Source organism: Paenibacillus sp. J31P190 (genome assembly GCF_059692075.1).
Genome location: NZ_JCAUAS010000009.1, coordinates 138,650 through 162,833, shown reverse-complemented (window position 1 = coordinate 162,833; position 24,184 = coordinate 138,650). Strand labels below are relative to the sequence as shown.

At 42.8% G+C, this 24,184-nt stretch carries 25 protein-coding genes; 6 read left to right on the top strand and 19 right to left on the bottom strand.

Going from position 1 to position 24,184, the window contains the following annotated elements:
- Positions 1–12: 12 nt before the first annotated feature.
- The 8 genes from AC58U0_RS17805 to AC58U0_RS17770 all read right to left on the bottom strand — a co-directional run bounded on the left by AC58U0_RS17805 (position 13) and on the right by AC58U0_RS17770 (position 8,217).
- The gene (locus AC58U0_RS17805) at positions 13–975 is read right to left on the bottom strand and encodes an ABC transporter ATP-binding protein (RefSeq protein ID WP_057303059.1); all 963 of its coding nucleotides are present in this window, start codon (positions 973–975) and stop codon (positions 13–15) included.
- Positions 968–2,002, bottom strand: coding sequence for an ABC transporter ATP-binding protein (locus AC58U0_RS17800; protein ID WP_497380315.1), 1,035 nt, complete (start codon positions 2,000–2,002; stop codon positions 968–970). The genes AC58U0_RS17805 and AC58U0_RS17800 overlap by 8 nt, the downstream gene beginning before the upstream one ends.
- Positions 2,003–2,018: 16 nt before the next feature.
- Positions 2,019–2,951 carry an ABC transporter permease gene (locus AC58U0_RS17795; RefSeq protein WP_057303061.1) on the bottom strand — a complete coding sequence of 311 codons (933 nt, stop codon included), beginning with the start codon at positions 2,949–2,951 and terminating at the stop codon, positions 2,019–2,021.
- A gap of 3 nt (positions 2,952–2,954) precedes the next feature.
- Positions 2,955–3,887 (bottom strand): ABC transporter permease, encoded by a 933-nt coding sequence (locus AC58U0_RS17790; RefSeq protein WP_057303062.1) that lies wholly within the window; start codon positions 3,885–3,887, stop codon positions 2,955–2,957.
- A 108-nt stretch (positions 3,888–3,995) separates the two neighbouring features.
- Positions 3,996–5,678, bottom strand: a complete 1,683-nt coding sequence (locus tag AC58U0_RS17785; RefSeq protein ID WP_497380314.1) for a peptide ABC transporter substrate-binding protein — start codon at positions 5,676–5,678, stop codon at positions 3,996–3,998.
- A gap of 416 nt (positions 5,679–6,094) precedes the next feature.
- Positions 6,095–6,496 carry a DUF3397 domain-containing protein gene (locus AC58U0_RS17780; protein ID WP_497380313.1) on the bottom strand — a complete coding sequence of 134 codons (402 nt, stop codon included), beginning with the start codon at positions 6,494–6,496 and terminating at the stop codon, positions 6,095–6,097.
- Between the two features lie 15 nt (positions 6,497–6,511).
- Entirely contained in the window at positions 6,512–7,459 is a 948-nt protein-coding gene (locus AC58U0_RS17775; protein WP_497380312.1) for a ketopantoate reductase family protein, read from the bottom strand.
- A 104-nt stretch (positions 7,460–7,563) separates the two neighbouring features.
- Positions 7,564–8,217, bottom strand: coding sequence for an RsfA family transcriptional regulator (locus tag AC58U0_RS17770; RefSeq protein ID WP_047672335.1), 654 nt, complete (start codon positions 8,215–8,217; stop codon positions 7,564–7,566).
- A 388-nt stretch (positions 8,218–8,605) separates the two neighbouring features.
- Between AC58U0_RS17770 and AC58U0_RS17765 the strand changes: the two genes are divergently transcribed.
- Positions 8,606–8,836 (top strand): DUF2626 domain-containing protein, encoded by a 231-nt coding sequence (locus tag AC58U0_RS17765; RefSeq protein WP_029196536.1) that lies wholly within the window; start codon positions 8,606–8,608, stop codon positions 8,834–8,836.
- Between the two features lie 45 nt (positions 8,837–8,881).
- On the opposite strand, the gene AC58U0_RS17760 is transcribed toward AC58U0_RS17765, so the two are convergent.
- The gene (locus tag AC58U0_RS17760) at positions 8,882–10,033 is read right to left on the bottom strand and encodes a class I SAM-dependent methyltransferase (RefSeq protein WP_497380311.1); all 1,152 of its coding nucleotides are present in this window, start codon (positions 10,031–10,033) and stop codon (positions 8,882–8,884) included.
- An 89-nt stretch (positions 10,034–10,122) separates the two neighbouring features.
- On the opposite strand from AC58U0_RS17760, the gene AC58U0_RS17755 reads away from it, so the two are divergent.
- The 3 genes from AC58U0_RS17755 (at position 10,123) to AC58U0_RS17745 (ending at position 12,810) form a co-directional block, all read left to right on the top strand.
- Complete coding sequence (locus AC58U0_RS17755; protein ID WP_497380310.1) at positions 10,123–11,088, top strand: hypothetical protein; 966 nt, start codon at positions 10,123–10,125, stop codon at positions 11,086–11,088.
- Between the two features lie 101 nt (positions 11,089–11,189).
- Positions 11,190–12,284 (top strand): coiled-coil domain-containing protein, encoded by a 1,095-nt coding sequence (locus AC58U0_RS17750; protein WP_497380309.1) that lies wholly within the window; start codon positions 11,190–11,192, stop codon positions 12,282–12,284.
- A gap of 37 nt (positions 12,285–12,321) precedes the next feature.
- Positions 12,322–12,810 carry a hypothetical protein gene (locus AC58U0_RS17745; protein WP_497380308.1) on the top strand — a complete coding sequence of 163 codons (489 nt, stop codon included), beginning with the start codon at positions 12,322–12,324 and terminating at the stop codon, positions 12,808–12,810.
- Between the two features lie 54 nt (positions 12,811–12,864).
- Here AC58U0_RS17745 and AC58U0_RS17740 read toward each other — a convergent pair whose 3' ends face one another.
- Positions 12,865–14,196 carry a PhoH family protein gene (locus AC58U0_RS17740; RefSeq protein ID WP_057303070.1) on the bottom strand — a complete coding sequence of 444 codons (1,332 nt, stop codon included), beginning with the start codon at positions 14,194–14,196 and terminating at the stop codon, positions 12,865–12,867.
- A gap of 113 nt (positions 14,197–14,309) precedes the next feature.
- Between AC58U0_RS17740 and AC58U0_RS17735 the strand changes: the two genes are divergently transcribed.
- On the top strand, positions 14,310–14,855 hold the full coding sequence (locus AC58U0_RS17735; protein WP_497380307.1) for a YhcN/YlaJ family sporulation lipoprotein: 546 nt from the start codon (positions 14,310–14,312) through the stop codon (positions 14,853–14,855).
- Between the two features lie 40 nt (positions 14,856–14,895).
- Here the strand turns inward: AC58U0_RS17735 and AC58U0_RS17730 are convergent, their stop codons facing one another.
- The 6 genes from AC58U0_RS17730 to AC58U0_RS17705 form a co-directional block, all read right to left on the bottom strand.
- On the bottom strand, positions 14,896–15,039 hold the full coding sequence (locus AC58U0_RS17730; protein WP_497380306.1) for a hypothetical protein: 144 nt from the start codon (positions 15,037–15,039) through the stop codon (positions 14,896–14,898).
- A 179-nt stretch (positions 15,040–15,218) separates the two neighbouring features.
- A complete protein-coding gene (locus AC58U0_RS17725; RefSeq protein ID WP_497380305.1) occupies positions 15,219–15,500 on the bottom strand; it encodes a hypothetical protein in 282 nt (93 codons plus the stop codon).
- A gap of 1 nt (position 15,501) precedes the next feature.
- The gene (locus AC58U0_RS17720; RefSeq protein ID WP_497380304.1) at positions 15,502–15,933 is read right to left on the bottom strand and encodes a hypothetical protein; all 432 of its coding nucleotides are present in this window, start codon (positions 15,931–15,933) and stop codon (positions 15,502–15,504) included.
- 49 nt (positions 15,934–15,982) lie between these two features.
- Positions 15,983–16,258, bottom strand: coding sequence for a YlaH-like family protein (locus tag AC58U0_RS17715; protein WP_307556102.1), 276 nt, complete (start codon positions 16,256–16,258; stop codon positions 15,983–15,985).
- 246 nt (positions 16,259–16,504) lie between these two features.
- Positions 16,505–18,346, bottom strand: a complete 1,842-nt coding sequence (gene typA, locus AC58U0_RS17710) for a translational GTPase TypA (RefSeq protein ID WP_464652757.1) — start codon at positions 18,344–18,346, stop codon at positions 16,505–16,507.
- A 164-nt stretch (positions 18,347–18,510) separates the two neighbouring features.
- The gene (locus tag AC58U0_RS17705) at positions 18,511–18,993 is read right to left on the bottom strand and encodes a hypothetical protein (RefSeq protein WP_497380303.1); all 483 of its coding nucleotides are present in this window, start codon (positions 18,991–18,993) and stop codon (positions 18,511–18,513) included.
- A gap of 603 nt (positions 18,994–19,596) precedes the next feature.
- Here AC58U0_RS17705 and AC58U0_RS17700 point away from each other — a divergent pair.
- On the top strand, positions 19,597–20,802 hold the full coding sequence (locus AC58U0_RS17700; protein ID WP_497380302.1) for an MFS transporter: 1,206 nt from the start codon (positions 19,597–19,599) through the stop codon (positions 20,800–20,802).
- A 102-nt stretch (positions 20,803–20,904) separates the two neighbouring features.
- On the opposite strand, the gene AC58U0_RS17695 is transcribed toward AC58U0_RS17700, so the two are convergent.
- The 3 genes from AC58U0_RS17695 to AC58U0_RS17685 form a co-directional block, all read right to left on the bottom strand.
- A complete protein-coding gene (locus AC58U0_RS17695; protein WP_060645265.1) occupies positions 20,905–21,585 on the bottom strand; it encodes a TerC family protein in 681 nt (226 codons plus the stop codon).
- Between the two features lie 105 nt (positions 21,586–21,690).
- Positions 21,691–22,893, bottom strand: coding sequence for a tRNA uracil 4-sulfurtransferase ThiI (gene thiI, locus AC58U0_RS17690; RefSeq protein WP_497380301.1), 1,203 nt, complete (start codon positions 22,891–22,893; stop codon positions 21,691–21,693).
- Positions 22,890–24,068: a cysteine desulfurase family protein gene (locus tag AC58U0_RS17685; protein WP_497380300.1), complete on the bottom strand. Its 1,179-nt coding sequence runs from the start codon at positions 24,066–24,068 to the stop codon at positions 22,890–22,892. The genes thiI and AC58U0_RS17685 overlap by 4 nt, the downstream gene beginning before the upstream one ends.
- Positions 24,069–24,184: the final 116 nt, after the last annotated feature.

Here is a 24,184-nt window from a genome sequence, read left to right as displayed (position 1 = left end):
GGCTGGACAATTTTAATACAAATGACAGGCTACGAAGTGATTTGGTTCCACTTCTTTGGATGGCGGCATCGATTCCGCACACTGCGGCATTGCTTGCGGACAGCGTGTACGGAACGGACATCCACTAGGCGGATTAAGCGGACTTGGTACATCACCTTGTAGAATGATGCGCTCACGTGTACGCTCAATTTCCGGATCTGGAATCGGAATCGCAGAAAGCAGCGATTGTGTGTAAGGATGAAGCGGCTTCGCGTAAAGTGCGTCTGACGTCGTCACCTCAACGAGGTTACCAAGGTACATAACGCCGATACGATCGGAAATATGCTTAACCATCGCCAAATCATGCGCGATAAACAAATAAGTCAGGCCCATTTCCTTCTGCAATCTCTTGAACAGATTAACAACCTGAGCCTGTACGGAAACGTCCAATGCAGAGATCGGTTCATCCGCAATAATAAATTTCGGCTCAATCGCAAGCGCACGGGCAATCCCGATACGTTGACGCTGACCGCCGGAAAACTCATGCGGGAAACGATTGGCATGCTCATCGTTCAAACCAACGGCGCGAAGCAATTCCATCACGCGCTCTTTACGTTTAGCGCCTTTGTACAAACCATGAATATCAATACCTTCAGCAATGATATTTCCAACCGTCATACGAGGGTTCAAGGAAGCGTAAGGATCTTGGAATACCATTTGCATATTCCGATTAAAATCTTTCAGCTTCTTGCCCTTCAACTTATGAACATCTTCACCGTCGAAAATAACTTCGCCTTCTGTTGCATCATAAAGCTTGATAATCGTTCTACCCGCAGTCGATTTCCCACATCCGGATTCCCCTACGAGACCAAATGTTTCACCGCGGTTAATTTCTATGGAGAAATTGTCAACAGCTTTCAATATTTTACCGTTGCCAAGATTAAAATGCTTCTTCATGTTACGAATTTGTAAGATAGGTTGATTAGATTTAGACATGTTGATGACCTCCCACTCCTACAGGACGTTCAACCTTCGGTGCATCTGGGTGCAACAGCCAGCAAGCGGCACTGTGTGTCTCAGAAATCGAAGTATGCTCTGGATCTTCTTCCAAACAATGATTCATGGCATATGGACATCTAGCTGCAAATGCACACCCTTTTGGAGGTGCGAATAGATCTGGAGGCGTACCTGGAATCGGCACAAGCTCTTCATTGCTATTCGTATCCAAACGCGGCACCGAACGAAGCAAGCCCCATGTATATGGATGCTGCGGCTCGTAGAAAATTTCATCTACTGTGCCTTGTTCAATAATTTTCCCAGCGTACATAACGACAACACGTTGAGCCATATCAGCTACGACACCAAGGTCATGCGTAATTAAGATAATAGATGAGTCCGTTTTAACAGAGATCGTCTTCATCAAATCAATGATTTGCGCTTGGATCGTTACATCAAGAGCCGTTGTTGGCTCATCCGCGATAAGCAGTTTAGGCGAACAAGCAAGTGCGATAGCAATCATAACACGCTGACGCATACCGCCGGAGAGCTCATGCGGATATTGATGAATACGGCCCTCTGGAGAGTTAATGCCTACAAGCTTGAGAATTTCAATCGCTTTCTCTGTTGCAGCCTTTTTGCTCAAACCTTCATGCTTGATCAAACCTTCAGTGATTTGATCGCCGACTTTCATCGTCGGATTCAAAGAAGTCATTGGATCCTGGAAAATCATGCCCATTTCGGATCCTCGAATTTTCTCCATTTGTTTGTTGGAAAGCTTGGTAATATCCAATTTCCCGTCAAACATGATAGAACCGCTTTTTATATAGCTAGGCGGAGTAGGAATTAAACGCATGAGCGTTTGTGCCGTAACGGACTTACCGCAACCGGATTCACCTACAATCGCCAACACTTCACCTTTTTTCAAAGAAAAAGATACGCCGCGAACAGCTTGAACTTCTCCTGCATACGTCCGGAAAGAAACTCTCAAATCTTTTACTTCAAGTAAATTGTTATTGGTGCTCATCATTATTCACCCCTTCTTACTTGCGCATTTTTGGATCAAGCGCATCACGAAGCCCATCGCCGAGCAAATTGAAGCTTAACAAAATTAAGCTGAAAATAATAGTCGGGAAAATCAGGCGATGCGGATATAACCGAATATAGTTGGCGCCGTCGGACAGCAAGTTACCCAGCGATGCGAGCGGCGGTTTAACACCAAGACCGATGAAGCTAAGGAACGCTTCCGTAAAAATAGCAGCTGGAACAACAAACGTAATTTGCACGATGATGATACCTAACGCATTAGGAATCAAGCTGCGCATAATAATTCTCATTGGTGATGCACCAAGTGTACGAGAGGCAAGCACGAACTCTTGCTCTTTCAACGTTAGCATTTGACCACGCACCAAACGCGCCATTGGAACCCAACCAGTTATGGCCATAGCCAAAATAATAGATGGAATACCAGAACCGATAACCATAATGAGTAGAATGGCGATTAGCAAGAAAGGAATCGCATATACGATTTCAATCGTACGCTGCATCACTTCATCAACTTTCCCGCCATAGTAGGCAGAAATACCGCCATAAATAACACCAATAACCAAATCAATGATAGCTGCGATAATCCCAATAAATAATGAGATACGTGTCCCCCACCATACGCGGGTCCATAAATCGCGGCCGAAGTCGTCAGTACCAAACCAATGTTCTCCGCTTGGTGGCACATTTTTTACTTTTAAGTTTTGAGTCTGATAATCGTAGCTTGAAACAAAAGGAACAATAATCGCAAACACGATTAAAGCAACTAATATAATTAAGCCAGCCATAGCCAGTCTATTTTTCTTAAGTCGTCTCCAAGCGTCCTGCCAATAATTGAGCGATGGTCTAACAATTTTATCGCCAGTTAGAGATTTATTTGAAACGGGAGCAAACTTGTAGTTATTCTCTGTTGATTGATTTGGAGTTTGCATTGTTTATTTCCCGCCTTTCCCAAGACGAATTCTAGGGTCTACAAAGCCATACACTACGTCTGTAATAAAGATTACTAAAATAAGAATGCTTGAGTAGAAAATGGTTAATCCAGAAATCATCGTGTAATCATTGGAATAAACCGATGTTACAAAGTGTTTACCCAAACCTGGCACAGAGAAAATTTGTTCAACAACTAGCGTTCCTGTGATGACGTTTACAAATATTGGACCTATAATTGTGATAACTGGTAAAATGGCATTTCTTATCGTGTGCTTAACAACTACTGTGAAATTGGTTAAACCTTTGGATTTGGCTGTCTTAATGTAATCCTGGTTTAGAACGTCTAACATGGATGTACGCATCAAACGTGCCAAGATGGCAATGGTTCCGAATGAAAGCGCAAGTGATGGTAAAATACGATAGCTTGGACCTTTCCATAATCCTGCAGGGAGAATACCCCATTTAACACCGATATAATAAGAAAGCAATGGACCAAGAACAAATGATGGGATAGATACACCCAGAATCGCAATAAACATCGCTGTGTAATCGCCTGCTTTATTATGCTTCAAGGAAGCAATAATCCCTAAAGCAAGACCTGCAATAATAGCAATAGCGATAGAGATCAACCCAAGTTCTAGTGAAGAAGGAAATGCTTGTTTAATAATATCAGTAACTTTGTGAGCAGGGAATTGATAGGAAGCTCCTAGATCGCCATGGATGATATTGTTCATGAATGTCAAGTACTGTTCCCATAATGGCTTATCTAAACCGTATTGCTTCATCAGCATCTCTTTCGTCGCTTTAGGAATCCGTTCAGAGCCTTCTCCAAGTGGATTACCTGGTAAGTTTTTCATCAATACGAATGTAAATGATGCAATTAGCCATAACGTGATAAGCGCATATAAGAAACGGCGAAGAATGAACTTAACCATATTGCTCCTCCTTTATTAAAATTAACTACTGCTTAGAAATTTAGAAGAGGCCGCTCCACGAGGTGCGAACGGCCCCTTCTTGTAACAACTTAAACATGAAGCTTTGGATTACTTAATACTAGTCCATTTCAGTTCCCATTCTTGACCAAATGATGGAAGAATCAAACCGTTAACTGAAGGTTTTTTCAAGTAAGCGCGTGTACGGAAGTAAAGTGGTGCTACACCTTGATCATCCATCAGGATTTTCTCAGCATCAATCATTGCTTTCGCACGTTTTGAAGGATCAACTTCTGCTTGAGCTTGCTTAATTAGTGCGTCATATTGCGGGTTGCTGTAGTCGCCTTCATCAAACTCTCCGCCAGTTACCCACATATCCAAGAATGTCATTGGATCGTTGTAATCCGCGCCCCATAGGGAAAGAACGATTTCGAAGTCATGCTTCGAGGACAACTCGATACGCAATGCATGCGGAACTGGGTTCGCTTCTGCTTCGTATCCAAGGTTTTGTTTCCATTGTGCAAGGATGAACTCAAGTGATTTTTTCGCAGTTTCTGTATCATCCGCGTTCACTTTCATTTTAGGAAGAGCTGTTAAACCAGCTTCTTTCAAACCTTCAGCAAGCAATTGTTTTGCTTTAGCTGCATCGAACTTAGGTTGAGTTTCGCCAGCAGATTTACGGAAGTCGCCGCCTGCACCGTCAGAAGTACCACCAGGCACTAGACCCGTGGATGCTACAGAACCGTTAGCAAGAACTGTATCAACATAAGCTTGACGATCGATCGCCATACCTAGAGCTTGACGAATTTTCTTGTTAGCCAAGGCAGGAACTTTTTTCGTTTGGTACATCAAGTAAGAGTTAGTCAACTCAGGTTTAGGCAAGTTATCTGGTTTACCTGCATAAAGTTTAAGTTGATCGCGGTTGATTTCAGCCAAATCAGCTGCATCTGTTTCATATAGGTTAAGTCCTGTATTTGTATCTTTTACGATATTGACAGTTGCTTTCGTAAGTTTAACGTTAGCAGCGTCCCAATATTTCTCGTTTTTAACAAGTTCAAGTGTTTGGCCATGATCCCATTTGCTCAAAATAAATGGACCTGCACCAATTACTTTATCAGCTTCTGCTCCATATTTATCGCCAGCTTTTGTAACGAAATCTTCTCTTTGTGGCAAGAAAGTTCCGAACGCAAGCATTTGTGTAAAGAAGGTAACTGGTTTCTCAAGTTTAATTTCAAGTTGTTTGTCGCTAATTGCTTTTACACCAAGTGCATCTTGAGCTTTTTTAACATCTTCAGGTGTTTTCGCTTTCGTTACAGCTTCTCCACCTTTAATCCAAGCTACTACGAAGCTATATTGACCTTTTGTCGCTGGATCTAATGTACGTTTGAAAGAATAAACGAAATCTTGTGCTTTTACTGGTTGACCATCTGACCAATTCGCATTGTCGCGAATGTCGATTGTGTAAGTTAGACCATCAGCAGAAATTTTAGGGAAATCTTTTGCAAGTCCAGGAGTTGCTTTGCCGTCTTTGTCAGTACGATAAAGACCTTCGTTAAATGCGCTAATGAATGTGAAAGCAGCATTAGCTGTTGCTTTGGAGCTATCCATAACAGGTGGCTCTGCAGTAAAGTTGATTTTAATTTCTTGCGGTTTGTTAGATGCCGCAGGAGCTGCTGTACCTTTAGTATCCCCAGTCGGAGAAGCAGATGGTTCCTCTTTTTTGGCACAACCAATTGCCACACTACCCATAAGCGTTAATGCTACTGCTGTAGAAACCCATTTCGTCGCTTTCATAAAACTCCTCCTTTAAAATATGTATCTAAACATCTATGGTTAGGTGTTTTGATAGTTTTATTCACATAAACCTTACACCATAAACCCAAAAACAAATGAAATCGCTTCACACGTGTCAGTATATCTGACTTAAACCTCTGGTAAAAAAATTTACTAGACTCTACGCAAGGAATTATAACATATTACTATGCTTTGTCCAGAACTAATTTTCACCTTCATTCACCTTAGATAAAATTTTAATTCACCTTTGTTAAAATAATATGAAGAAAAAGGTCCTATACGGTTTCTAATTATACAACCATCGGTCAATAAAATCTAGACGGATTTCATTGTTATTTTCTACAATTCTTAAATAAATATTACAAACATACACTAAAAATTGATTTATTCACATTATTTCCACAAAATCGTCTTGCTTAGGTCGAAAATATATAATTTTTCCCGATATGCAGGAAAAATAGCAGGATGTAAAGTGCTGATAGACCCAGAAAACTAAGCCTCCAAACTACCCTGCTGACCTTTAATAATTCGGTTTTTCCTTTCAAATGCGTCTGATAACCACCAATGATCCCAAAAGCGATGAGCAGCACGAGCGCAATTAGCCAGAAACCAAAATTCGTATGAAACAATTGATTCCACATCAATGAAACAGAGCCTAACAGAAATAACGTCGTCACGTCCATGGTAAGTCTCGTTGTCATCTTCTTATCTCTAAGAAAAACAAAAACTAGAAACCACAAAAGGATAAACGTAATAAACGGTGCCACTGCTAAGACCGCATATATCGTAGAAATCCAACTGGCTAACACATTCATCATCAAGAATTCACCTACTTATTCTAGGGCTTTCACTAATTGGAACACGGTTTGGTGAGTCGGAATCTCAAGATTTAATTCTTTTGCCATTTTTACTAGGCTTCCGTTAATATGATCGATCTCAGTTCGTCTGGACTGTTCAATATCCTGAAGCATAGATGAATGATTTAAGCTAGTGGCTTCACAGACGCTAAGCAGCGTGTCCCATAGCTCATCAGGTAGTAAAATCCCCTTGGCAGTCGCCACCAGTCGAGTTTCTTGGTAAAGGTTATTCATGAGTGCGCGCGTCCAGGGTGAAAGCAGCAGATCTCCGTTTTTCACTCGTAAAATGGCCGTAAGCGGATTAATTACTGCATTTATCGCCAGCTTGCTCCAAATCCTTACATCCATGTTCTTCGACATCATTGTATGAAATCCTGCCTTCTCAAGCATCTCAACTAACAAAATATGTGTTGAATTTACAAAATGATCTGAATCTTCCGATGTCCCTATATAACTGATGCCATGTCCGGTGTGAGTAACTGCCGTCAAGCCCTCTCGTCTAGCCCCTTCCGTCGTCACAGCGAGCAGCAAGCGATCCCGCCCAAGTTCTTCTCCTAACCTCTCTTCATGCCCTATTCCGTTCTGAAAACTAATTAGGTAGGTGTCTTTAGACATATGGGACTTCAAATTGTTGATTAGTTCTTGTGTAATCGCAGGCTGTTTAACCATGAGAAATATGTAATCAAAATGATGTATAGACGATTTAACCGTTTCTGCCTCTTCTATATAATAACGAAAATCTATGACCCCATTACGAGTGGTCTTAATTGTTTCTGCAGTTCCAACCAACTCGATCCCCTTCTGATCTAGCTTATCTGCTTGTTCTATCGTTCTTGCAATGACTGTCATATGTTCACAAAAAGCAGACAACTTGGCAGCGAATAGCAGTCCTAAGGAGCCTGCACCAATAATCATAATGCGCATCTCATGTCCCCCTTTACATACAATTCCCATTATACAACAAAAAAGCCCCAGTCCAAGGGCTCTCCTTGTTCTGAAGCTTCTATATGTAAGGACGGGCGGCAAACTCAATCTACTCTTTCTAGGTTACCATTCGCATCCATCTTGAACCGCGGCTTCTCTTCTTCCTCTTCTTCAACAAGGAAGGCCATTTTCCTAGCACGATCCATAATTTGAATCAATGCTTTATAATCATCATTCACAACACGATAATCGGTCTCAACTTCATTAACTTGCTTATTCAGCTTGTTGTTTTCTCTGCCCAATCTATCTAGTTCGTCCTCTTTGTCTTGCAGCTCTTTTTCCAAATTTTTAATATGACGATTCATATCTTGGTATGTGTTTCTCCATTGTCTTAGAAACCGGATCACAGCGTCAATAGATAAAGTTTCTTCCGTGAATGTCTCTACTTTGCCTGTAGACAACTCAGGTCCATCCAGCAGTCCAATAGAAGAAGAACCGGAAATCGAGACGGCAGCATGCTTTTTGAGTTGTGTTCTTTTTTGACGTTGTGCTTTGGCAATCTGAATAGCCGCTTCATATTTTTTCCTTACAAAACTGTTCCAACGGAATCCACATGCTGCCGCTGTACGCCCAATGCGCTCTCCAACCTCTTCGAATGCAGATAATTGTGTGCTTCCCTCTCGTATGTGACGCAGTGTCACTTCCGCTAAGATTAAGTCGTCTTCATCGCTCCAAGCATCTTGTCTAATTGCTGACATATGGTCGAACCTCCTAACATAATATAGGGATCTTTGGTCGGAGATCAAAGTCTCTCCTCTGCGGGATCTTTGGTCAAAAATCAAAGACTCGCCTATTGGGGATGCATCATAATAAAGAATCAATTCGTAGAGAGCAGGATAAATTGATTCGTGCCATTATTATTATTTCTATGCCCGTACTAGAGTTCATAGAATCTATTTGATACTAAATGGTATTGCCAAATTTTTTATCACTCATACATGGGATCCCGATAAAAAGACATACTACTACTATCTGATGAAATGTTTTCAATTTCGTCACCGTTTGACGGTTTACACCGCTCATTTCAAACGGTATAATGTGTTGTAGTTAAAGTGCAACGTGGTATGAGAGGGGGATGTTACGAGAATGGATCGCATGTTTCGGGTTCTAGGTTTTTGGACACTTGTTATCGCACTAATGAGCTTAGCTGGCGATATGATACCTATGTCTCTGATTTTCTTTTTTCAAACTGCCGTATTCGTCATTCTAGGCTATATGCGCTTGTCAGAACGAACTTACATATTGTTGTTCTGGGGATATATGATTATTTCCTTCAGCGGATTTACGTATTGGTCATTTTTCAAAATGTCTGTCTAAACCCCACAACAATAACAACAAGCAAAAAGGTGAACCGACTGTTACTCAGCGGCTCACCTTTTTTTCATTGATAACTGAATGTTTACTTGCGATGAACACTTTGAATAACTCACTCATTTGATCACTTAGCAGCAGCTGCCTAATTGACCGATTCCGCTTAGACACTTCACTAAAAGGGTTCGGATCAAAGTGGTCTTGAAGTCTTTGCAGTATCCCTTGCTCCACCAGAAACTCCCGTTGCGTCTGAAGTTTGCAGTGAGTAAAGCCACTCTGTTTTGCAACTAATTGACAAGAACTGAAATTAACATGTGATGTCATATCTTGCTCACCCTGGTGAATGAATGGGTTATCTTGAGCTTGATGTTTGCGATAGCACATTAATGTTCCATTATAACGGTGAGGAGCGAATAGTTCTTCTGCTGTATCCCCATAATCAATGATGATGCAGCTGCCGCTTTGGATCCGTTCAGCCACACGTGAGACCCAACTCTCAGCTTCAAGGTTTATCTCCCCTATTTGACCATCCAACCATTGAACTTTGGAACGTTCTAGGAAGTCTAATATATGTCGGGAGCTGATAGTAAGCCAAATTTCTTGAAAAATCTGCTCCTCCTCTTGCCATTTCACATAGGACTCTTGGAAAAGCATATCTTTATAGCGTAGTCGGTGGATCGGGAAAGCATCCAATAACTCATTCGCAAGCACATAAACCTGATCTTGCGGCGTCTGAGCCAACCATTCTGTTTCACTCGCGAATTGAATAACTTGTGCGTGTTCTTCAAGCATTGTTCGCTGCTGCTGACGGTGATATGTACTAGATTCAATGATTGTATAGGTTAATCGAGCATAAACGGCGGGATCAGTTCGCTTTATTTCGCCCATGATGTGAAGGGCCATTCGCCCGTTGCCTCCCCCCCATTCAACGATATGAACGGGTTCAATATGAGGACTCTCACTATTCAGCTGCTTACAAATAAATGATGCCACTATTTCCCCCATAACTGAACCAATAGAGGAACTTGTATAGAAATCTCCCTGTTTACCAATTTTTGGCCTCTCATTTCGATAATACCCATATGGTTCGCTGTATAGACAAATTTCCATATAGTCTCTGAATGTGATGGCTTGCAATTCCGCTGACTGAATGGCCTCTTTTAAGGCTGTCACAACACTTGGGTGTCCGAGCTGATGATTCAATGAAGAACCCTCCAATTCTTTACTTAAAGACAAAACATAAGGAAACCATTATAATGAAGAAGGATTTATGGAAGGAGAGACAGAAAAGCATGTCAAAGAAGTGGATTACCTTAACAGCGGTATCGGCAATCAGCCTAATATCGTTAACAGCTTGTACAGACAACACGAAGGTCAAAGAAGCACTCGAACAATCACTAACTAAACAAAAAGAAATGAAATCTTACACCTTTGATGGGAGTACTACATTAGCCATAAGCGATGGATTGATGAAATCATCCAACCCTTTAACTAACGGGCTGTTATCTTTGGTCAGAGAAAGCACAATCGATTGGAAGGGCATCAGCAATGTGGAGCCACTCCAGTTCCAAACGGACTTGAAAATAACGCCTAAGGGCTCTACATCCCCTTTTGAGATTCCAATTCTCATTAAAGATAGCAAATTGTATTTTAATATGCCAGCATTAAATAAAACACCTGACGAGTACTACGCAATTGATCTACAAAAAATGAGTCAGAACAGTACTAGTCCCTTAACTGTAGACACTTTGAAAAATACTTCTCAATTGTCAACGACTCTTGGTAATCTTATATTTAGCGGGATTGATCCAAAATGGTATAAAGAAGCTAAGGAACCAGTTAAGCTGAAAGACGGATCTTCAGCCAAATCCATCAGCGTTGAACTTACCACTAAAAATGAAAAAGAATTGAATGCGCTGCTGCAAACAAAGCTTCCAGAGTTTATTGGGTCCTTACAGAACAATGGATTCCTTACAGCTGATAAAGCCGAGCAACTCAAAAAAAATCAAGCAAATGCTTTACAACTCAAAGCTCCGGGTAAAATGGTTGTCGCTATTGATGACACTGGCTTTATTCGTGACCAAACTATTGATGTAGGCTTCACCCTAACTGTTGATGGCAAAACGCAGGATAATCATATCCTTCTTCACCAAACCTACGACGCTATCAATCAAGCTGCTCCATTAACGAAAGAAATACCGAAAAACGTTAAAAGCTTCGATGAGATCCTTAAATTAATTACACCGGCAAAAAAATAGATGTAGAGCAAAATACTTACCTCTTCCCCAGAGGTAAGTATTTTTTTGTGCTTCATTTAATAGAAATATGATAATCTGTTCTTAGGGGGAGAATTCGTTCAATGACATATAAATTCGTAGCTATGATGTTATCTATTCTATTACTTACTCAAATAACACTACCGCTTCATACAATCTCAGCCGAAGAAAAGACACCTACACAAGACGAAACCAAAGATCTCGTCCAAAAAGGGCTTACCATTTTCGAAATTGACAAAGAAGTGGCCCGATTAAACGAACAAGATGCAAGCATCGTTACTCAAATCAAGCAAAATGAACAAGATCTCATCAAGCAGAACAGCAATGTGGATAGCACCCGAAAACATGCCGGAAAAGTGCTGAGAGCTTACTATACAGGCGATCGAGATTCGATCTGGATGCTGCTGTTTACCGTTAGTTCCTTTACGGATGCATTGCGAATGTTCGAGTATTTACAAATGATTATTAGTAATGATCATCGCGCTTTATCAGCTTTCACAGAATCGTTTAAGAAATTGAAAAGCCTGCGAACCGAACTTGATTCTTCTCGCGTCGAGCTTCAAAAAACGAAAGAGAAATTCCTCACACAGCGTGAGAGACTCGTAAAGCTTCAAGAAGAGCTGGACAAACAACTAGCCGTCAGTGCACAAGCACAAGTCATAGAAGCCCAAATAAAAAGCTTAAATGACCAATGGAAACAAGAAGGCATCCCTTTATTTCGCGAGTACTTGAATAGTTTATCATCAGCTTTCCGAGAACTGCCACAGTATGTAACGAAAGAAAATAAATTCATGGACTTATCTTCCATCAAAAATCCGGTCATAACGATTAGTGATACGGATTTCAACGCTTACCTTCATTCAAAAAATGAGCTTTTACAGAATTTGAATTTTGAATTTGCTGATGGGTCGATCATTGCAAAAGGTAAAAAAGATCATGTACAAATCGCGTTGGAAGGAATGTTTTTGTTGAAGGAACATCCCGACATGAATGAAGTCCGCTTTGTTGTGGATAAACTTGAATTCAATGGCTTCCAACTGCCTGATACCACTATTGAAGACTTTATGAAAGAATTCCAGCTTGGTTTCATCCCGAAAAAAATTGTCAATTATCTCGATGTCGTTAGTGTTGAGACGAAAAATGGCATCGCAGTTGTAAAACTCAAATTATCCCTGTAGAGTAGCAGAGGACAATGAAGTAAAGTGAGGACTACGAATGGAACCGAAACTTGGTCTGATGATGGATCTGCCCGAAGGAAAAATACCTGGATTTTACGCGCAAATCGTTAAAGCTCTCGCTGGTAAAGTTGAATTATTTGACCGCGACAAAGAAATGCTTATTGTCAGCAATGAAGAACAACAGCTCGCAGCGCTCGATGTTATGGCTCATTTCAATATCGAGACGAACTTAATGAAGCTTCGGCTGCTGCCGGATGATGCTGAATTGACTGATCTATTCAGCGATTATGGCTTTACTAGCCGCGCAGAGCACAATTATTTATACGATAAGCTTGTTGTACAATTCCGCTTTACAGCAGATAGCCCCCAAGCCGAAATCGACCAAGCAGCCCTTCAGATCGAAGAACACCTACTTGCTCAGTACCAGGCTCAGGATCACACTGTGTACGTCGTCGATCGGCAGCTCGAAGAGCTCATGCAGGGTATTGCCAAAGCTTATCGATGCCGCATCGAGATGCTGCCTTAGAACACACCAAAAAGCCCACATCCCCTTATCGGGGTGTGGGCTTTTTGAATTTTATCAGAGCAGATCGGCTGCTAATTGCGCAAGATGCGAACGTTCACCACGTTCAAGAGTGATATGCCCACTAATACCTTCCTGTTTGAACCTTTCAACCACATAAGTTAATCCATTACTCGAGGCATCGAGATATGGATGATCGATTTGGTCTGGGTCACCCAGAAGAACAATTTTACTGCCTTCTCCCACGCGGGAAACGATCGTTTTCACCTCGTGCTTGGATAAGTTTTGCGCCTCATCAATAATGATGAATTGGCCGGGAATCGAGCGCCCGCGAATGTACGTCAGAGCTTCCACTTGAATACTACCAAGACCTGCTAGTATTTTTTCAATGTCTCCCGGCTTTTTGGTATCGAATAAATACTCCAAATTATCATAGATCGGCTGCATCCAGGGACGCAGCTTTTCATCTTTTTCACCAGGCAGATAACCAATATCCTTGCCCATTGGAACAACAGGTCGAGCAATTAGCAATTTTTTATATTTACGATCATCCTCAATCTTCATAAGGCCCGCAGCTAACGTGAGCAGCGTTTTACCTGTACCCGCTTTCCCAGTCAGGGTGACGAGCGGGATTTCGTCATTGAGCAGGAGCTCAAGAGCCATTCGTTGCTGCGCGTTACGCGCGGCAATCCCCCAAATGGGATCGTTACTCATGAAGAGTGGCTCCAGCTTTTTGGCATCGGGCGTCACTTTCAATAAAGCTGATTTGGAGGAACCCAGCTCATCCCGCAAAATGACAAATTCGTGAGGATGCAGCATATAGCCCAAATTAAGTGATGTCACAGTCAAGAAACGATAAGAATAAAACTCATCAATGATAGAAGGATGCACGTATAACGTTATATATCCTGTATACATATCCGTTTGCGCAACAATGCGATCAGTTAAATAATCCTGTGCAGGTATACCGAGGACATCCGCTTTAATACGAACTAATGTATCTTTACTCACGATAACGACTGGTCTCGGGTATTCATTTCCCTGCTCTTCTAGATGATAGTTGAGCGCGACCGCAAGAATTCGGTTATCATTCGTTAATTCAGCAAATGTTTCCTGCAGCTTCGCGAAGCTGCGATGGTTGAGTTCCACTTTAATGCTGCCGCCATGTTCGAGCGTAATGCCATCGGACAAGTTGCCTTTGGTTCTTAATCCATCCAGCAATCTCGAAACATGTCTCGCATTACGGCCTATTTCGTCCGCATTTCGTTTCTTAGAATCGATTTCCTCCAACACCACGGCGGGTATGACTACTTCATTATCTTCGAACGCGAATAAAGCATTAGGGTCCTGAAGCAGAACATTGGTATCCAACACGTAAATTTTTTTCATTGGTGTGTCCCCTCCCAGATTTGGCGTTAGATCATTGGTTATATGAAATACATACAACCTAGCTGTGCCGGACAAACTAAACGCGAGATTCAGGAAAGAAAGGAACGATTCAAGTGAGACTATTGTGCGTATTTATAGTAATACTGACCCTCGCGGTTGGCTGTAGTCAAGCGCCGAAAAGTGGTGCCCCCTCTCAAAATCCGAATCAAAATCAAGTAAAAGTTCAACAAATCGCCCCACAAAAGCTCGAGATAAAAGATTCTAAGGCTGTTGCAGAACGTTTGGAAAACCTAGCCACCAGCATCCCTCAGGTTGAAAGCGCGCACTGCGTTGTCTTCGGCAATACCGCCGTTGTCGGCATTAACATTAAGAAAGATTTGGATCGAGCCAGAGTCGGCACCGTCAAGTATTCGGTAGCTGAAGCGCTTAAGAAAGATCCATACGGAGTTAATGCTATTGTTACCGCAGATTTGGACTTAGATCAACGCTTGCGCAACATCCGGGATAACGTTCGAGCAGGAAGACCAATTACTGGATTCGCAGAGCAAATGGCAGATATCATGGGCCGTGCAATGCCTCAGCTGCCGCGTGATATTCGCAATATGCCAAACAATGCGGGACCTAACGGTACGAATCAGGCGGAAATGCCGAACCCGTAATCCACCGAAGATAACAAAAAGCCTGACTGCATACGCAGATCTAGGCTTTTTTTATCGCATCAAAAACTCGGCCGGCTGGATTCTCAGTTACTCGGCTTACACAAGTTTTCTCATATTCAGGCTCGGTCATCATTTGGGCGCGATCTATCCATTGCTTCGGTAAAGCTGTGTTGTGTTCAGCCATTTCGTTGCGCCTCCTACTAGGTGGTTGAAAACGCTCCTTACACTTACAGTATAGCATAGCCGGTGGCAAGCGTTCCACCATAATGTATCTATTTTCGGTTCATGCGAACACTCCTTTTTCAGCCACTTATACCCTAGTGTACGTCGGTTTAAAAAAGTTATGTCGTCAAACATGAACGTCTATTGATTATTGTAAATCGGATTCGAATTAATATCATCAAGCAGCTTTTCCGCCGATTCACGATCAAAACTTTGTTTACTCTTAATACTTTCTTGTTCATAGGCGATGTGAATTTTCATCCGATCCGATTCGTCCACAATTTCCATATAACTGACCCCATGATCTTCTCGCAAAATAAGCGCAAAAAAATCAAGCGTTTCTTTGGCCGCTTCGTCATCCGGTCTTGCTTGACTTACAATATGCATTTGCAACCAATTAAAAAAGGCGTCTTGCAGTTTCATTTTAACGCCCGTCCTCTCTAAGTAAAATAACATCGCAGCCTAATTCCAGCCAACGAAGCCATTGATTTTTCCAAATGATTTGATCGGCATCTAAAGCGCTATCATCTAATGATGACACGAAGCCCCAAACTTCCTCTCGCTTCAGGAGACGATCTAGAAAGGCTTCTGCACAATGAGATAAATGAAAAGGATCACCATCAAACACAACAGCCTCAGAATGCGATAAATCAAGTTCTACGAGCTCTGAACCACATATCTCTTCATCGTCACTTAACAACAGACTAGCTTTAAACATAGATAGCAATCTGGGGTGTCTCACATTCGCCAATTCACGGAAAGCTTCCAGCTTTGAGAGTGGAGAGCAGTGCAAACGATCAGACCCCAACACCAGAGGAGAATAGCCTGCAATCGGAGTTAACCAGTATCGAGTCATTCGCCCCTCCTTAGAGTTTTGCTTTAGCAAAAGTAATTATAAATCCTTATTAAGTCGGTCTATTACCGCTTCTTTTCTCGATAAAATAACGAATCCGAACCAGAAACATTAACGATATGGCAACAGCCAGGCAGAGCACGATAGGTAGTCCTACAATTTGAAAAACAAGCAGCATAACCGATCCAATGGCCAGCAGCACATAGATGACAGCAGTCTTGAGAACCGGTAATTTACGCGTCCGGAAAACTTTGTTATACACATAAGACATAAATATAAAGATTAGCAGATAAGTGATGTACAGGTGATTTCCAAACCACTCGTTCAAGGCAGTCAAAACATACACTCCATTTCATTCAAAAAGTAAAGTCAATTATCATTATCCCTCAAAATTACAAATAAATGAGAAAACCTCTATCGGAGTCATTCATGGATGAGCGACCGCGTTTAGAGGTAGGTTTTATCGCCAAGTAGAAAGCATGCTTCGGCATTACCGAAACGAACACTTTCTACTGTGGAAAAGGGAAATGCGGCACGGAAGCCCACATTTCCCATATTTAGAACACTTTGTGAATTACACGTTAGCTTCAGCTGTTTTGCGGTGTTTCTCCGCACGCTCGCGCTCGCTTTTGTTCAAAATCTTTTTGCGAATACGAACGGATTTTGGTGTGATTTCACAATATTCATCATCGTTCAAATACTCAAGCGCTTGCTCCAAAGAGTACATGCGAGGAGTTTTCATTTTTACAGTTTCTTCTTTGTTCGCGGAACGGATGTTGTTTACCGCTTTTTCCTTACAGATGTTAACGATGATATCATTGTCGCGCGTATGCTCACCAACGACCATGCCTTCGTAAACTTCCGTTTGTGGATGAACGAACAAGATACCGCGATCTTCAACGGAAAGGATTCCGTATAAAGTAGATACGCCAGATTCGCTGGAAACAAGTACGCCTTCGTGACGTCCACCAACACCAGCTCCTTGGTATGGACCATAGCTGTCAAAAGCATGGTTCATGATCCCGTAGCCGCGAGTCAACGTTAAGAAGTTCGTTCTGTAACCGATCAAACCACGTGCAGGGATTAAGAACTCAAGACGAACATTACCGCTGCCGTTGTTGATCATGTTGACCATCTCGGCTTTACGGGAACCTAAGCTCTCCATAACGGAACCCATGCTGTCTTCTGGAACGTCGATGATTAAACGCTCAATCGGCTCCATTTTTTGACCGTCGATTTGACGAATGATAACTTCTGGTTTGGAAACTTGCAATTCAAAGCCTTCACGGCGCATGTTTTCAATCAAAATACCTAAGTGAAGCTCACCGCGGCCTGATACAACGAAAGCATCCGGGCTATCCGTATCTTCAACGCGTAAACTTACATCTGTTTCAAGTTCTTTGTAAAGACGCTCGCGAATTTTACGGGAAGTTACCCATTTCCCTTCACGCCCTGCGAATGGTGAGTTATTTACGATAAACGTCATTTGCAGCGTTGGCTCATCAATTTTCAAGACTGGCAATGCTTCCGGATTAGCAGGATCTGCTACCGTTTCACCAATATTGATATCTTTGATCCCTGCAATGGCAATAATGTCCCCTGCAGCTGCTTCTTCGATCTCAATACGTTTCAAGCCTGTGAAACCGAAAAGTTTCTCGATTCTAGCTTGTTTTTGTCCGCCTTCACGCGTCATAACAGCAACGGTTTGACCTTGACGAATTTTACCACGGTTCACACGGCCTACGCCGATACGACCCAAGTACTCATTGTAATCCATCAAAGTAACAAGGAACTGAAGCGGTTGGTCAACATCTTCCGTTGGAGCTGGAATGTGGCTGACAACTGTTTCATAAATAGCTTCCATGTTCGCATCTTGTTTCTCAGGATCAAGACTTGAAGTACCTTGCAATGCGGAAGCATATACAACGTGGAAATCAAGCTGCTCATCCGTAGCACCTAGCTCAATGAAAAGATCAAGAACTTCGTCAACAACTTCTTGAGGACGAGCATTCGGACGGTCAATTTTGTTGACAACTACAACTGGAGAAAGATTGCTTTCTAATGCTTTACGTAGAACGAACTTCGTTTGCGGCATGGTGCCTTCGAAAGCATCAACAACCAGCAAAACGCCGTCTACCATTTTCATGATACGCTCTACTTCACCACCGAAATCGGCATGTCCAGGTGTATCCACAATGTTAATCAGGTAGTCTTTATAATTAATTGCTGTATTTTTTGCAAGAATGGTAATACCGCGTTCTCTCTCGAGATCGTTGGAGTCCATCGCTCTCTCTTGAACAGCCTCGTTCTCGCGGAATGTACCGGATTGTTGAAGTAATTTATCTACTAGTGTCGTTTTACCGTGGTCAACGTGAGCGATAATTGCAATATTGCGAATTTTGTCTCTTGCGTGCATGAATGTCAAACCCTCTCTACCCTATAATTTTCGTCTCTGTTCATAAAACAAGCGTCGGACGAAAGCGCCGACGCTTGACATTTACACTTATTATACGCAGTTTCTCGACATTATGCAAGGTAAATGCCGTTCAACATAAAACTTTTACAAGTATATGCCTGAAATTACCACACATTTCGCTTGCGGAAAATCATGACAAGTCCAGCTACCACAAGGATCAAAGCGATTACATAGATCCCTAAATGAATTAGTAGAGATAACCCGAAACATACAGCTGAAATGATTCCCAGCACCATAGCACCTATCAAAACACCGCGATCACTTCCACGATCGAACAGATGCATCTCATATAATCCGATGGCTACACCAAGAATGAATCCCGGCCATAGATAGCTCATTGAACCCCAACCAAATATATTGCAGTAAAAGAACATTAGTGCATAAGTCGTTAATATACCTCCAGGTATAAGAACGCCTGCGGGCAGTGACCGATTAAAAAAGAATACGTGGAACAGCAGCCCAGGAATGAGTAAAACAAGCGGCCAGAAAAACGAAAGAAGAACATGGAAAAAACCTAATTTACCGAGAAGCAATAGGGCGGCCAGGCCAATTAACAGGATACCAATGGAGTAGCTATTTCTAGCCATTCAAATCCCCTCCTAATTCACTTGTCAATAAGGGATCAACTTCGACACCCTTCAACAAATAGTTTATCGTACCTGGCTAGAAATTGCTAGGTGTTTGGCGCTATTTTCGGCCTCGCCGTTTGGCTTCGAGCAATCGGCTCATGCTGTCCGGCGGCGCAGTATTCGCCGCTGTTGGTGAGGGTGGAGCGCTTCTGCCCGGCAGAAGCCTGTAAGCTCAGCAAGCAGCTGGAGCTTGCTGAGGCCTTGTCCATCCTTGATCTGATACTCCGTTGAATAAGGGATCACGAAGCCGGAAGTTGAACTGCCGATACCCGCTTCTCGGTTCCCTCTTCGCTGCCGGCTGCGAGCAGTTCAGTCATGGCTATATAAATGTGAGACTTATCCACAGATAGCTTTGCTGAATATTTATACTAAGGATAAAGTGAATTAGAAAGCGAGAACCACAGCCCGCCTAACGATGCGAATTGCTTAAGCACTCACCTTTCCAAGAGCGATGGATATCGCTTTAACTTGCGTTCAAATTCTTTAGCATGGGCATACTACGCGTGCAGCCCGTTTTTCCCCTGTCAAACAGGTTTGCTTATGGACAACATGGGAGGTAACATGGAACCGTTATTTGTAGATAATAAAAAGAAAAAACCGCTTTGGACCAAAGCTTTTCTGATTACATCTTTATCCAATTTACTGCTTTTCTTTAGTTTTCAAATGCTCATTCCAACGATTCCTACACATGTGTCGCAATTAGGCGGAAATGATATTCAAGTCGGTCTCGTCATTGGTATTTTCACAATTTCTTCACTGCTAACCCGCCCTTTTGCTGGGCGAGCGCTAGATTTGTTTGGAAGAAAACATGTGCTTTTGGTTGGACTCGCGATTTGTGCGCTAACTATTGCCGGATACTCCTATATGGCTGCTGTTACGCTTATTCTTACTGCACGCTTTGTTCATGGGATCGGTTGGGGGATGTCCACAACCTCCTTAGGCACTGTTATAGCCGACATTATTCCAGCTGAGCGCCGCGGAGAAGGTATGGGCTATTACGGGTTGTCCAATACATTCGCTATGGCACTTGCACCGCTTACAGGCTTATGGTTGATGCAAACCTATGGCTTCCCCCGCGTACTTTTAATCTCAACATTGTTAGCACTGCTTTCTTTATTAAGTTCTCTTTTTATTACCTATACCAAACCGTTGCCTCTCGAAAAGTCGGCCCAAAGACCGAAGCTAATGGATCGTTTATGGGAACGAAGCGCAATGCTTCCCTCCGGTTTATTGCTATGTACAGCAATTTGTTATGGAGGAATTGTAACCTTTATTACGCTGTTCGGCCACGAAGCCGGCATTTCGAATGTCGGTTGGTTCTTCCTTTGTAATGCCTCCATGGTGCTAATTGTTAGACCTCTAACCGGCATGCTGTTTGATCGAAAAGGACCCGAATGGGTGCTCCTGCCCGGCGCTCTATTTACCCTTGCAGGACTCCTGCTTCTTTCTTATGCTCACTCAGAAGCTAGCTTGGCCGCAGCAGCGATATGCTATGGCATAGGTTTCGGATCCTTGCAGCCGGCGCTGCAAGCCTGGACCATTGCACGTGCTGCTCCGAATCGCCGCGGTGCAGCCAACGGAACCTTCTTCTCCGCCAATGATCTCGGTATTGGGTTAGGAGCGATGGTTTTGGGAGCTCTCGCAAACTTAAGCGGGAGTTATGCACTGATGTACCGTTATTCAACAGTGCTTATTCTTGTTTTCATCCTTATTTATGGATGGTGCTTTTGGCAAGCTCGACGAGGCGTTCAGATGGCACAGCACTAACTTGGATTTCGTACTTCATCGGACAATTGAAAAAGTTTCAATTTCTAACAAAAAAACAAACCGCTTCGCTGATAACTTCAGCTTGGCGGTTTTCCAAATCCTCTATTCATTTCTTGCATTGAATTGCAGCAATCGTACCCATTTCACGGTTAAGCCGATCATAATAACGAGAGAAGCCGCCACTATAGGGATCCATACATGCAGCGATTCATAATCATGCAGCAGCCAATCAATCATTTTCTCATCTTTAACAAACATTTCCCCCGCTGTATATCCGAGAATGCCTGCCCCCATAAAAACGAGAATTGGAAATTTATGCAGCAGATCCATGACTAGTGAACTTCCCCAAATAATGATGGGAATACTTAGTCCTATACCAAGAATGATAACTGTATTGTTCCCATTCCCTTTAGCTGCAATCGCAAGAACATTATCCAAACTCATAACGAAATCCGCTACAACAATCGTCCATATCGCTTTACCAAGCGTAGAGGCTTCCTTCACATTTGCATGGCTGTCATCATCCGTAAGCAGTTTTATGGCAATCCAGAATAGCAGAATAGATCCCCCTGCTTGTATATATGGGATATCGAGCAGGCTTACTGCAACTAAAGTCAGGACCAACCGCAATGCAATAGCCCCGAAAGCTCCCCACCATATCGCAAGCTTACGCTGGGCAATCGGCAAATTTTTGCTCGCTAACGCAATGACGACGGCATTGTCACCGCTAAGCACAATATTGATCAACATAATTTGTAAAAACAAAATGAGCGCATCAATCATGCTTTACAACCTCCCAAGATACATGGCAAGCAGGTGGCGATGTCTGCGATCTTAGCGGCGAATAGAGTTAGAAGCGGAGAGACTTTGAGTTACACTCAAAGATCCCTATATTAAGTCCGACACCTTCTTCATTTGTCCATGAACGATTTCAATGGTTTCTGTCTGTAAGACAGCTTTCTCAATTAATTCAGATAAGAAGTCCATACTGTTCTCGATTTTCTCAACCATACGAAGGTTAGGATTGGTACTTGGGGATGGAGGAAGAAATAAGGAACAGCAATCCTCATAAGGCAAAATTGAGATCGGGAAAGTACCTATGGATTCGGCTATTCGAATAATCTTTTGCTTGTCCATCATCATGAGCGGCTGTAGAAGCGGCAGCGTTACAACGCGCCCTATGACGTTTAGGCTTGGCAGCGTTTGACTAGCCACCTGACCTAAGCTTTCACCGGTCACTAACGCACTTAGACCTTCTCGGTCTGCAATTTGTTCGGCAATACGATACATCGCCCTTCGTATAAGCGTTACTAATAAATTATCTTGATATTCGCGGTGGATGGATGTCTGTACTTCCGTAAATGGAACCAAATGAAGCTTCAAGGAATCCGTGTAAGCAGACAGCTGATGCGCTAGTTCAATCACTTTATCCTTCGCACGTTCGCTTGTGTAAGGATAACTATGAAAGTGAATAGCCTCGATGGAAAGTCCCTTACGCATCGCTAACCAACCGGCAACCGGGCTATCAATACCTCCAGATAGCATCAGCAGCGCTTTACCACTCGTTCCAGACGGGAATCCTCCTGCCCCCTCAATGACCTCTACATACATGAGTACTTGCTCTTCACGAATCTCTACCCGCAGTTCAACCTCTGGATGATGAACATCCACTTGAAGACCCGGTGAAGCTTGGAGTACATAACCTCCAACCAAATAATTCATTCGCTGTGAATCAAGTGGAAATGATTTGTTCACTCTGCGAACGGTCACTTTAAAGGTTGCTGGTTGTTTAGGCAAAGCCTGCATCATACGCAGCGCCATCTCTTGAATGGCTTCGACTTCCATAGGAGCATGATAGGCAGGACTAAACGACGCAAGTCCAAAAACGCGCTGCAAAGCTGCTGAAGCTTCTTCATAAGCTGCTCCCCCTAGCTCCACATATACGCGTCCAAACTCGGGAATATACCTTAAATCAGGAAATGAACCTAAAACTTTACGAATTTGAGTCATGACGCTTCTCTCAAAACGCTTCCGATTTTTCCCTTTGAGCATCATCTCGCCAAAACGCAAAATTAAACAATCCGGTTTCATCTTCGATTCCCCCTTCTGACTGATGTTTTGCTGAGCATGGGAGCAAGTTCCTTCACGACCTCTCGCAATGCGGCAATGAATAGCTGTGCATCTTTCTCTTGATGTTCGTCAGAAAAGCTAACTCTTAGTCCGCTAACAGCTCTCTCACGACTGCAGCCTAGAGCTAGCATCACCTTACTTGGATCTGATTCCTCTGAAGCACAGGCTGATTTCGTAGAAATGTATATTTGCCGCTGCTCGAGAGCGTGAACGACAACCTCAGCCTTCATTCCAACGAAGGCAAAGTGAACAATATGGGGAGCCATCTCCTCTTCCTGTTCGGATCCTGTAAGGGTAAGTTCAGGGATTGATGAGATACCATCCACAATCAAGCGTCTTAACAGATACTTATGCTCCGTTTTGGCTGTAAGGTTATCTACGGAAAGACGCAGTGCTTTGGCCATTCCTACAATGAGTGGGACGTTCTCCGTACCGGAGCGAATACCATGTTCTTGACCGCCCCCTAATAGCAGCGGCTTAAGCTGCACGCCCTCTCTGCGGTATAGAAATCCAACTCCTTTAGGTCCTCTGAATTTATGAGCAGATGCACTACATAAGTCAACGCCCCACTCTTTAGGTTGAAAAGGAAGCTTTGCAATGCCTTGAACGGCATCAACATGAAATAACACCTTTGGATATTGAGCTAACCATCGGCCGATTTCTTGGATAGGCTGAATTGTACCCACTTCATTATTGACATACATTACGCTAACAAGGATGGTATCTTCTGTTATTGCTGCTTGAAGGCTCTCTAGCTCAACACACCCCTTGCTATTCACAGGTAAATAAGTAACTCGAAAACCCTCACGTTCCAGTTCGAGAAAAACTTCTTTCACCGAAGAGTGTTCGATTTGCGTAGTAATGAGATGCTTTCCGCGGCTTTGATAGCTGTAAACAGCACCTTTAATCGCCAAATTATTACTTTCCGTCCCGCCAGACGTACATATAATTTCAGCAGGCAGCACACCTAATGCTCCTGCAATCACCTCTTTGGAGCTGTTTAGCAGCTTTTCCGCTTGTATGCCTAATCGATGAATTGAAGATGGATTTCCATAATGTTCCTTCATCACTTTGGCTATCGTATCAATGACTTCCTCATAAAGCGGCGTTGTCGCCGCGTAGTCCAAATAAAGCATTTTGCTGATTCCCCTTTTTCACGCACTTGCTTCCGTGCACAATCAATTTCAATTCCTTTCATCATTAAAGCCTAAAATAGGGCATAACTCAAGCATTCTCGGATAACACAAAAAGC

What these genes read in the sequence shown, in the direction of transcription:
- AC58U0_RS17795 (WP_057303061.1), bottom strand. Translation starts at nt 2,951, where the DNA reads ATGCAAACTCCAAATCAATCAACAGAGAATAACTACAAGTTTGCTCCC.
- AC58U0_RS17755 (WP_497380310.1), top strand. Translation starts at nt 10,123, where the DNA reads ATGTCAAAGAAGTGGATTACCTTAACAGCGGTATCGGCAATCAGCCTA.
- typA (WP_464652757.1), bottom strand. Translation starts at nt 18,346, where the DNA reads ATGCACGCAAGAGACAAAATTCGCAATATTGCAATTATCGCTCACGTT.
- AC58U0_RS17700 (WP_497380302.1), top strand. Translation starts at nt 19,597, where the DNA reads ATGGAACCGTTATTTGTAGATAATAAAAAGAAAAAACCGCTTTGGACC.
- AC58U0_RS17705 (WP_497380303.1), bottom strand. Translation starts at nt 18,993, where the DNA reads ATGGCTAGAAATAGCTACTCCATTGGTATCCTGTTAATTGGCCTGGCC.
- AC58U0_RS17790 (WP_057303062.1), bottom strand. Translation starts at nt 3,887, where the DNA reads ATGGTTAAGTTCATTCTTCGCCGTTTCTTATATGCGCTTATCACGTTA.
- AC58U0_RS17685 (WP_497380300.1), bottom strand. Translation starts at nt 24,068, where the DNA reads ATGCTTTATTTGGACTACGCGGCGACAACGCCGCTTTATGAGGAAGTC.
- thiI (WP_497380301.1), bottom strand. Translation starts at nt 22,893, where the DNA reads ATGAAACCGGATTGTTTAATTTTGCGTTTTGGCGAGATGATGCTCAAA.
- AC58U0_RS17780 (WP_497380313.1), bottom strand. Translation starts at nt 6,496, where the DNA reads ATGATGAATGTGTTAGCCAGTTGGATTTCTACGATATATGCGGTCTTA.
- AC58U0_RS17725 (WP_497380305.1), bottom strand. Translation starts at nt 15,500, where the DNA reads ATGAAACTGCAAGACGCCTTTTTTAATTGGTTGCAAATGCATATTGTA.
- AC58U0_RS17750 (WP_497380309.1), top strand. Translation starts at nt 11,190, where the DNA reads ATGACATATAAATTCGTAGCTATGATGTTATCTATTCTATTACTTACT.
- AC58U0_RS17785 (WP_497380314.1), bottom strand. Translation starts at nt 5,678, where the DNA reads ATGAAAGCGACGAAATGGGTTTCTACAGCAGTAGCATTAACGCTTATG.
- AC58U0_RS17720 (WP_497380304.1), bottom strand. Translation starts at nt 15,933, where the DNA reads ATGACTCGATACTGGTTAACTCCGATTGCAGGCTATTCTCCTCTGGTG.
- AC58U0_RS17740 (WP_057303070.1), bottom strand. Translation starts at nt 14,196, where the DNA reads ATGAAAAAAATTTACGTGTTGGATACCAATGTTCTGCTTCAGGACCCT.
- AC58U0_RS17730 (WP_497380306.1), bottom strand. Translation starts at nt 15,039, where the DNA reads ATGGCTGAACACAACACAGCTTTACCGAAGCAATGGATAGATCGCGCC.
- AC58U0_RS17805 (WP_057303059.1), bottom strand. Translation starts at nt 975, where the DNA reads ATGTCTAAATCTAATCAACCTATCTTACAAATTCGTAACATGAAGAAG.
- AC58U0_RS17775 (WP_497380312.1), bottom strand. Translation starts at nt 7,459, where the DNA reads ATGCGCATTATGATTATTGGTGCAGGCTCCTTAGGACTGCTATTCGCT.
- AC58U0_RS17765 (WP_029196536.1), top strand. Translation starts at nt 8,606, where the DNA reads ATGGATCGCATGTTTCGGGTTCTAGGTTTTTGGACACTTGTTATCGCA.
- AC58U0_RS17745 (WP_497380308.1), top strand. Translation starts at nt 12,322, where the DNA reads ATGGAACCGAAACTTGGTCTGATGATGGATCTGCCCGAAGGAAAAATA.
- AC58U0_RS17770 (WP_047672335.1), bottom strand. Translation starts at nt 8,217, where the DNA reads ATGTCAGCAATTAGACAAGATGCTTGGAGCGATGAAGACGACTTAATC.
- AC58U0_RS17800 (WP_497380315.1), bottom strand. Translation starts at nt 2,002, where the DNA reads ATGAGCACCAATAACAATTTACTTGAAGTAAAAGATTTGAGAGTTTCT.
- AC58U0_RS17695 (WP_060645265.1), bottom strand. Translation starts at nt 21,585, where the DNA reads ATGATTGATGCGCTCATTTTGTTTTTACAAATTATGTTGATCAATATT.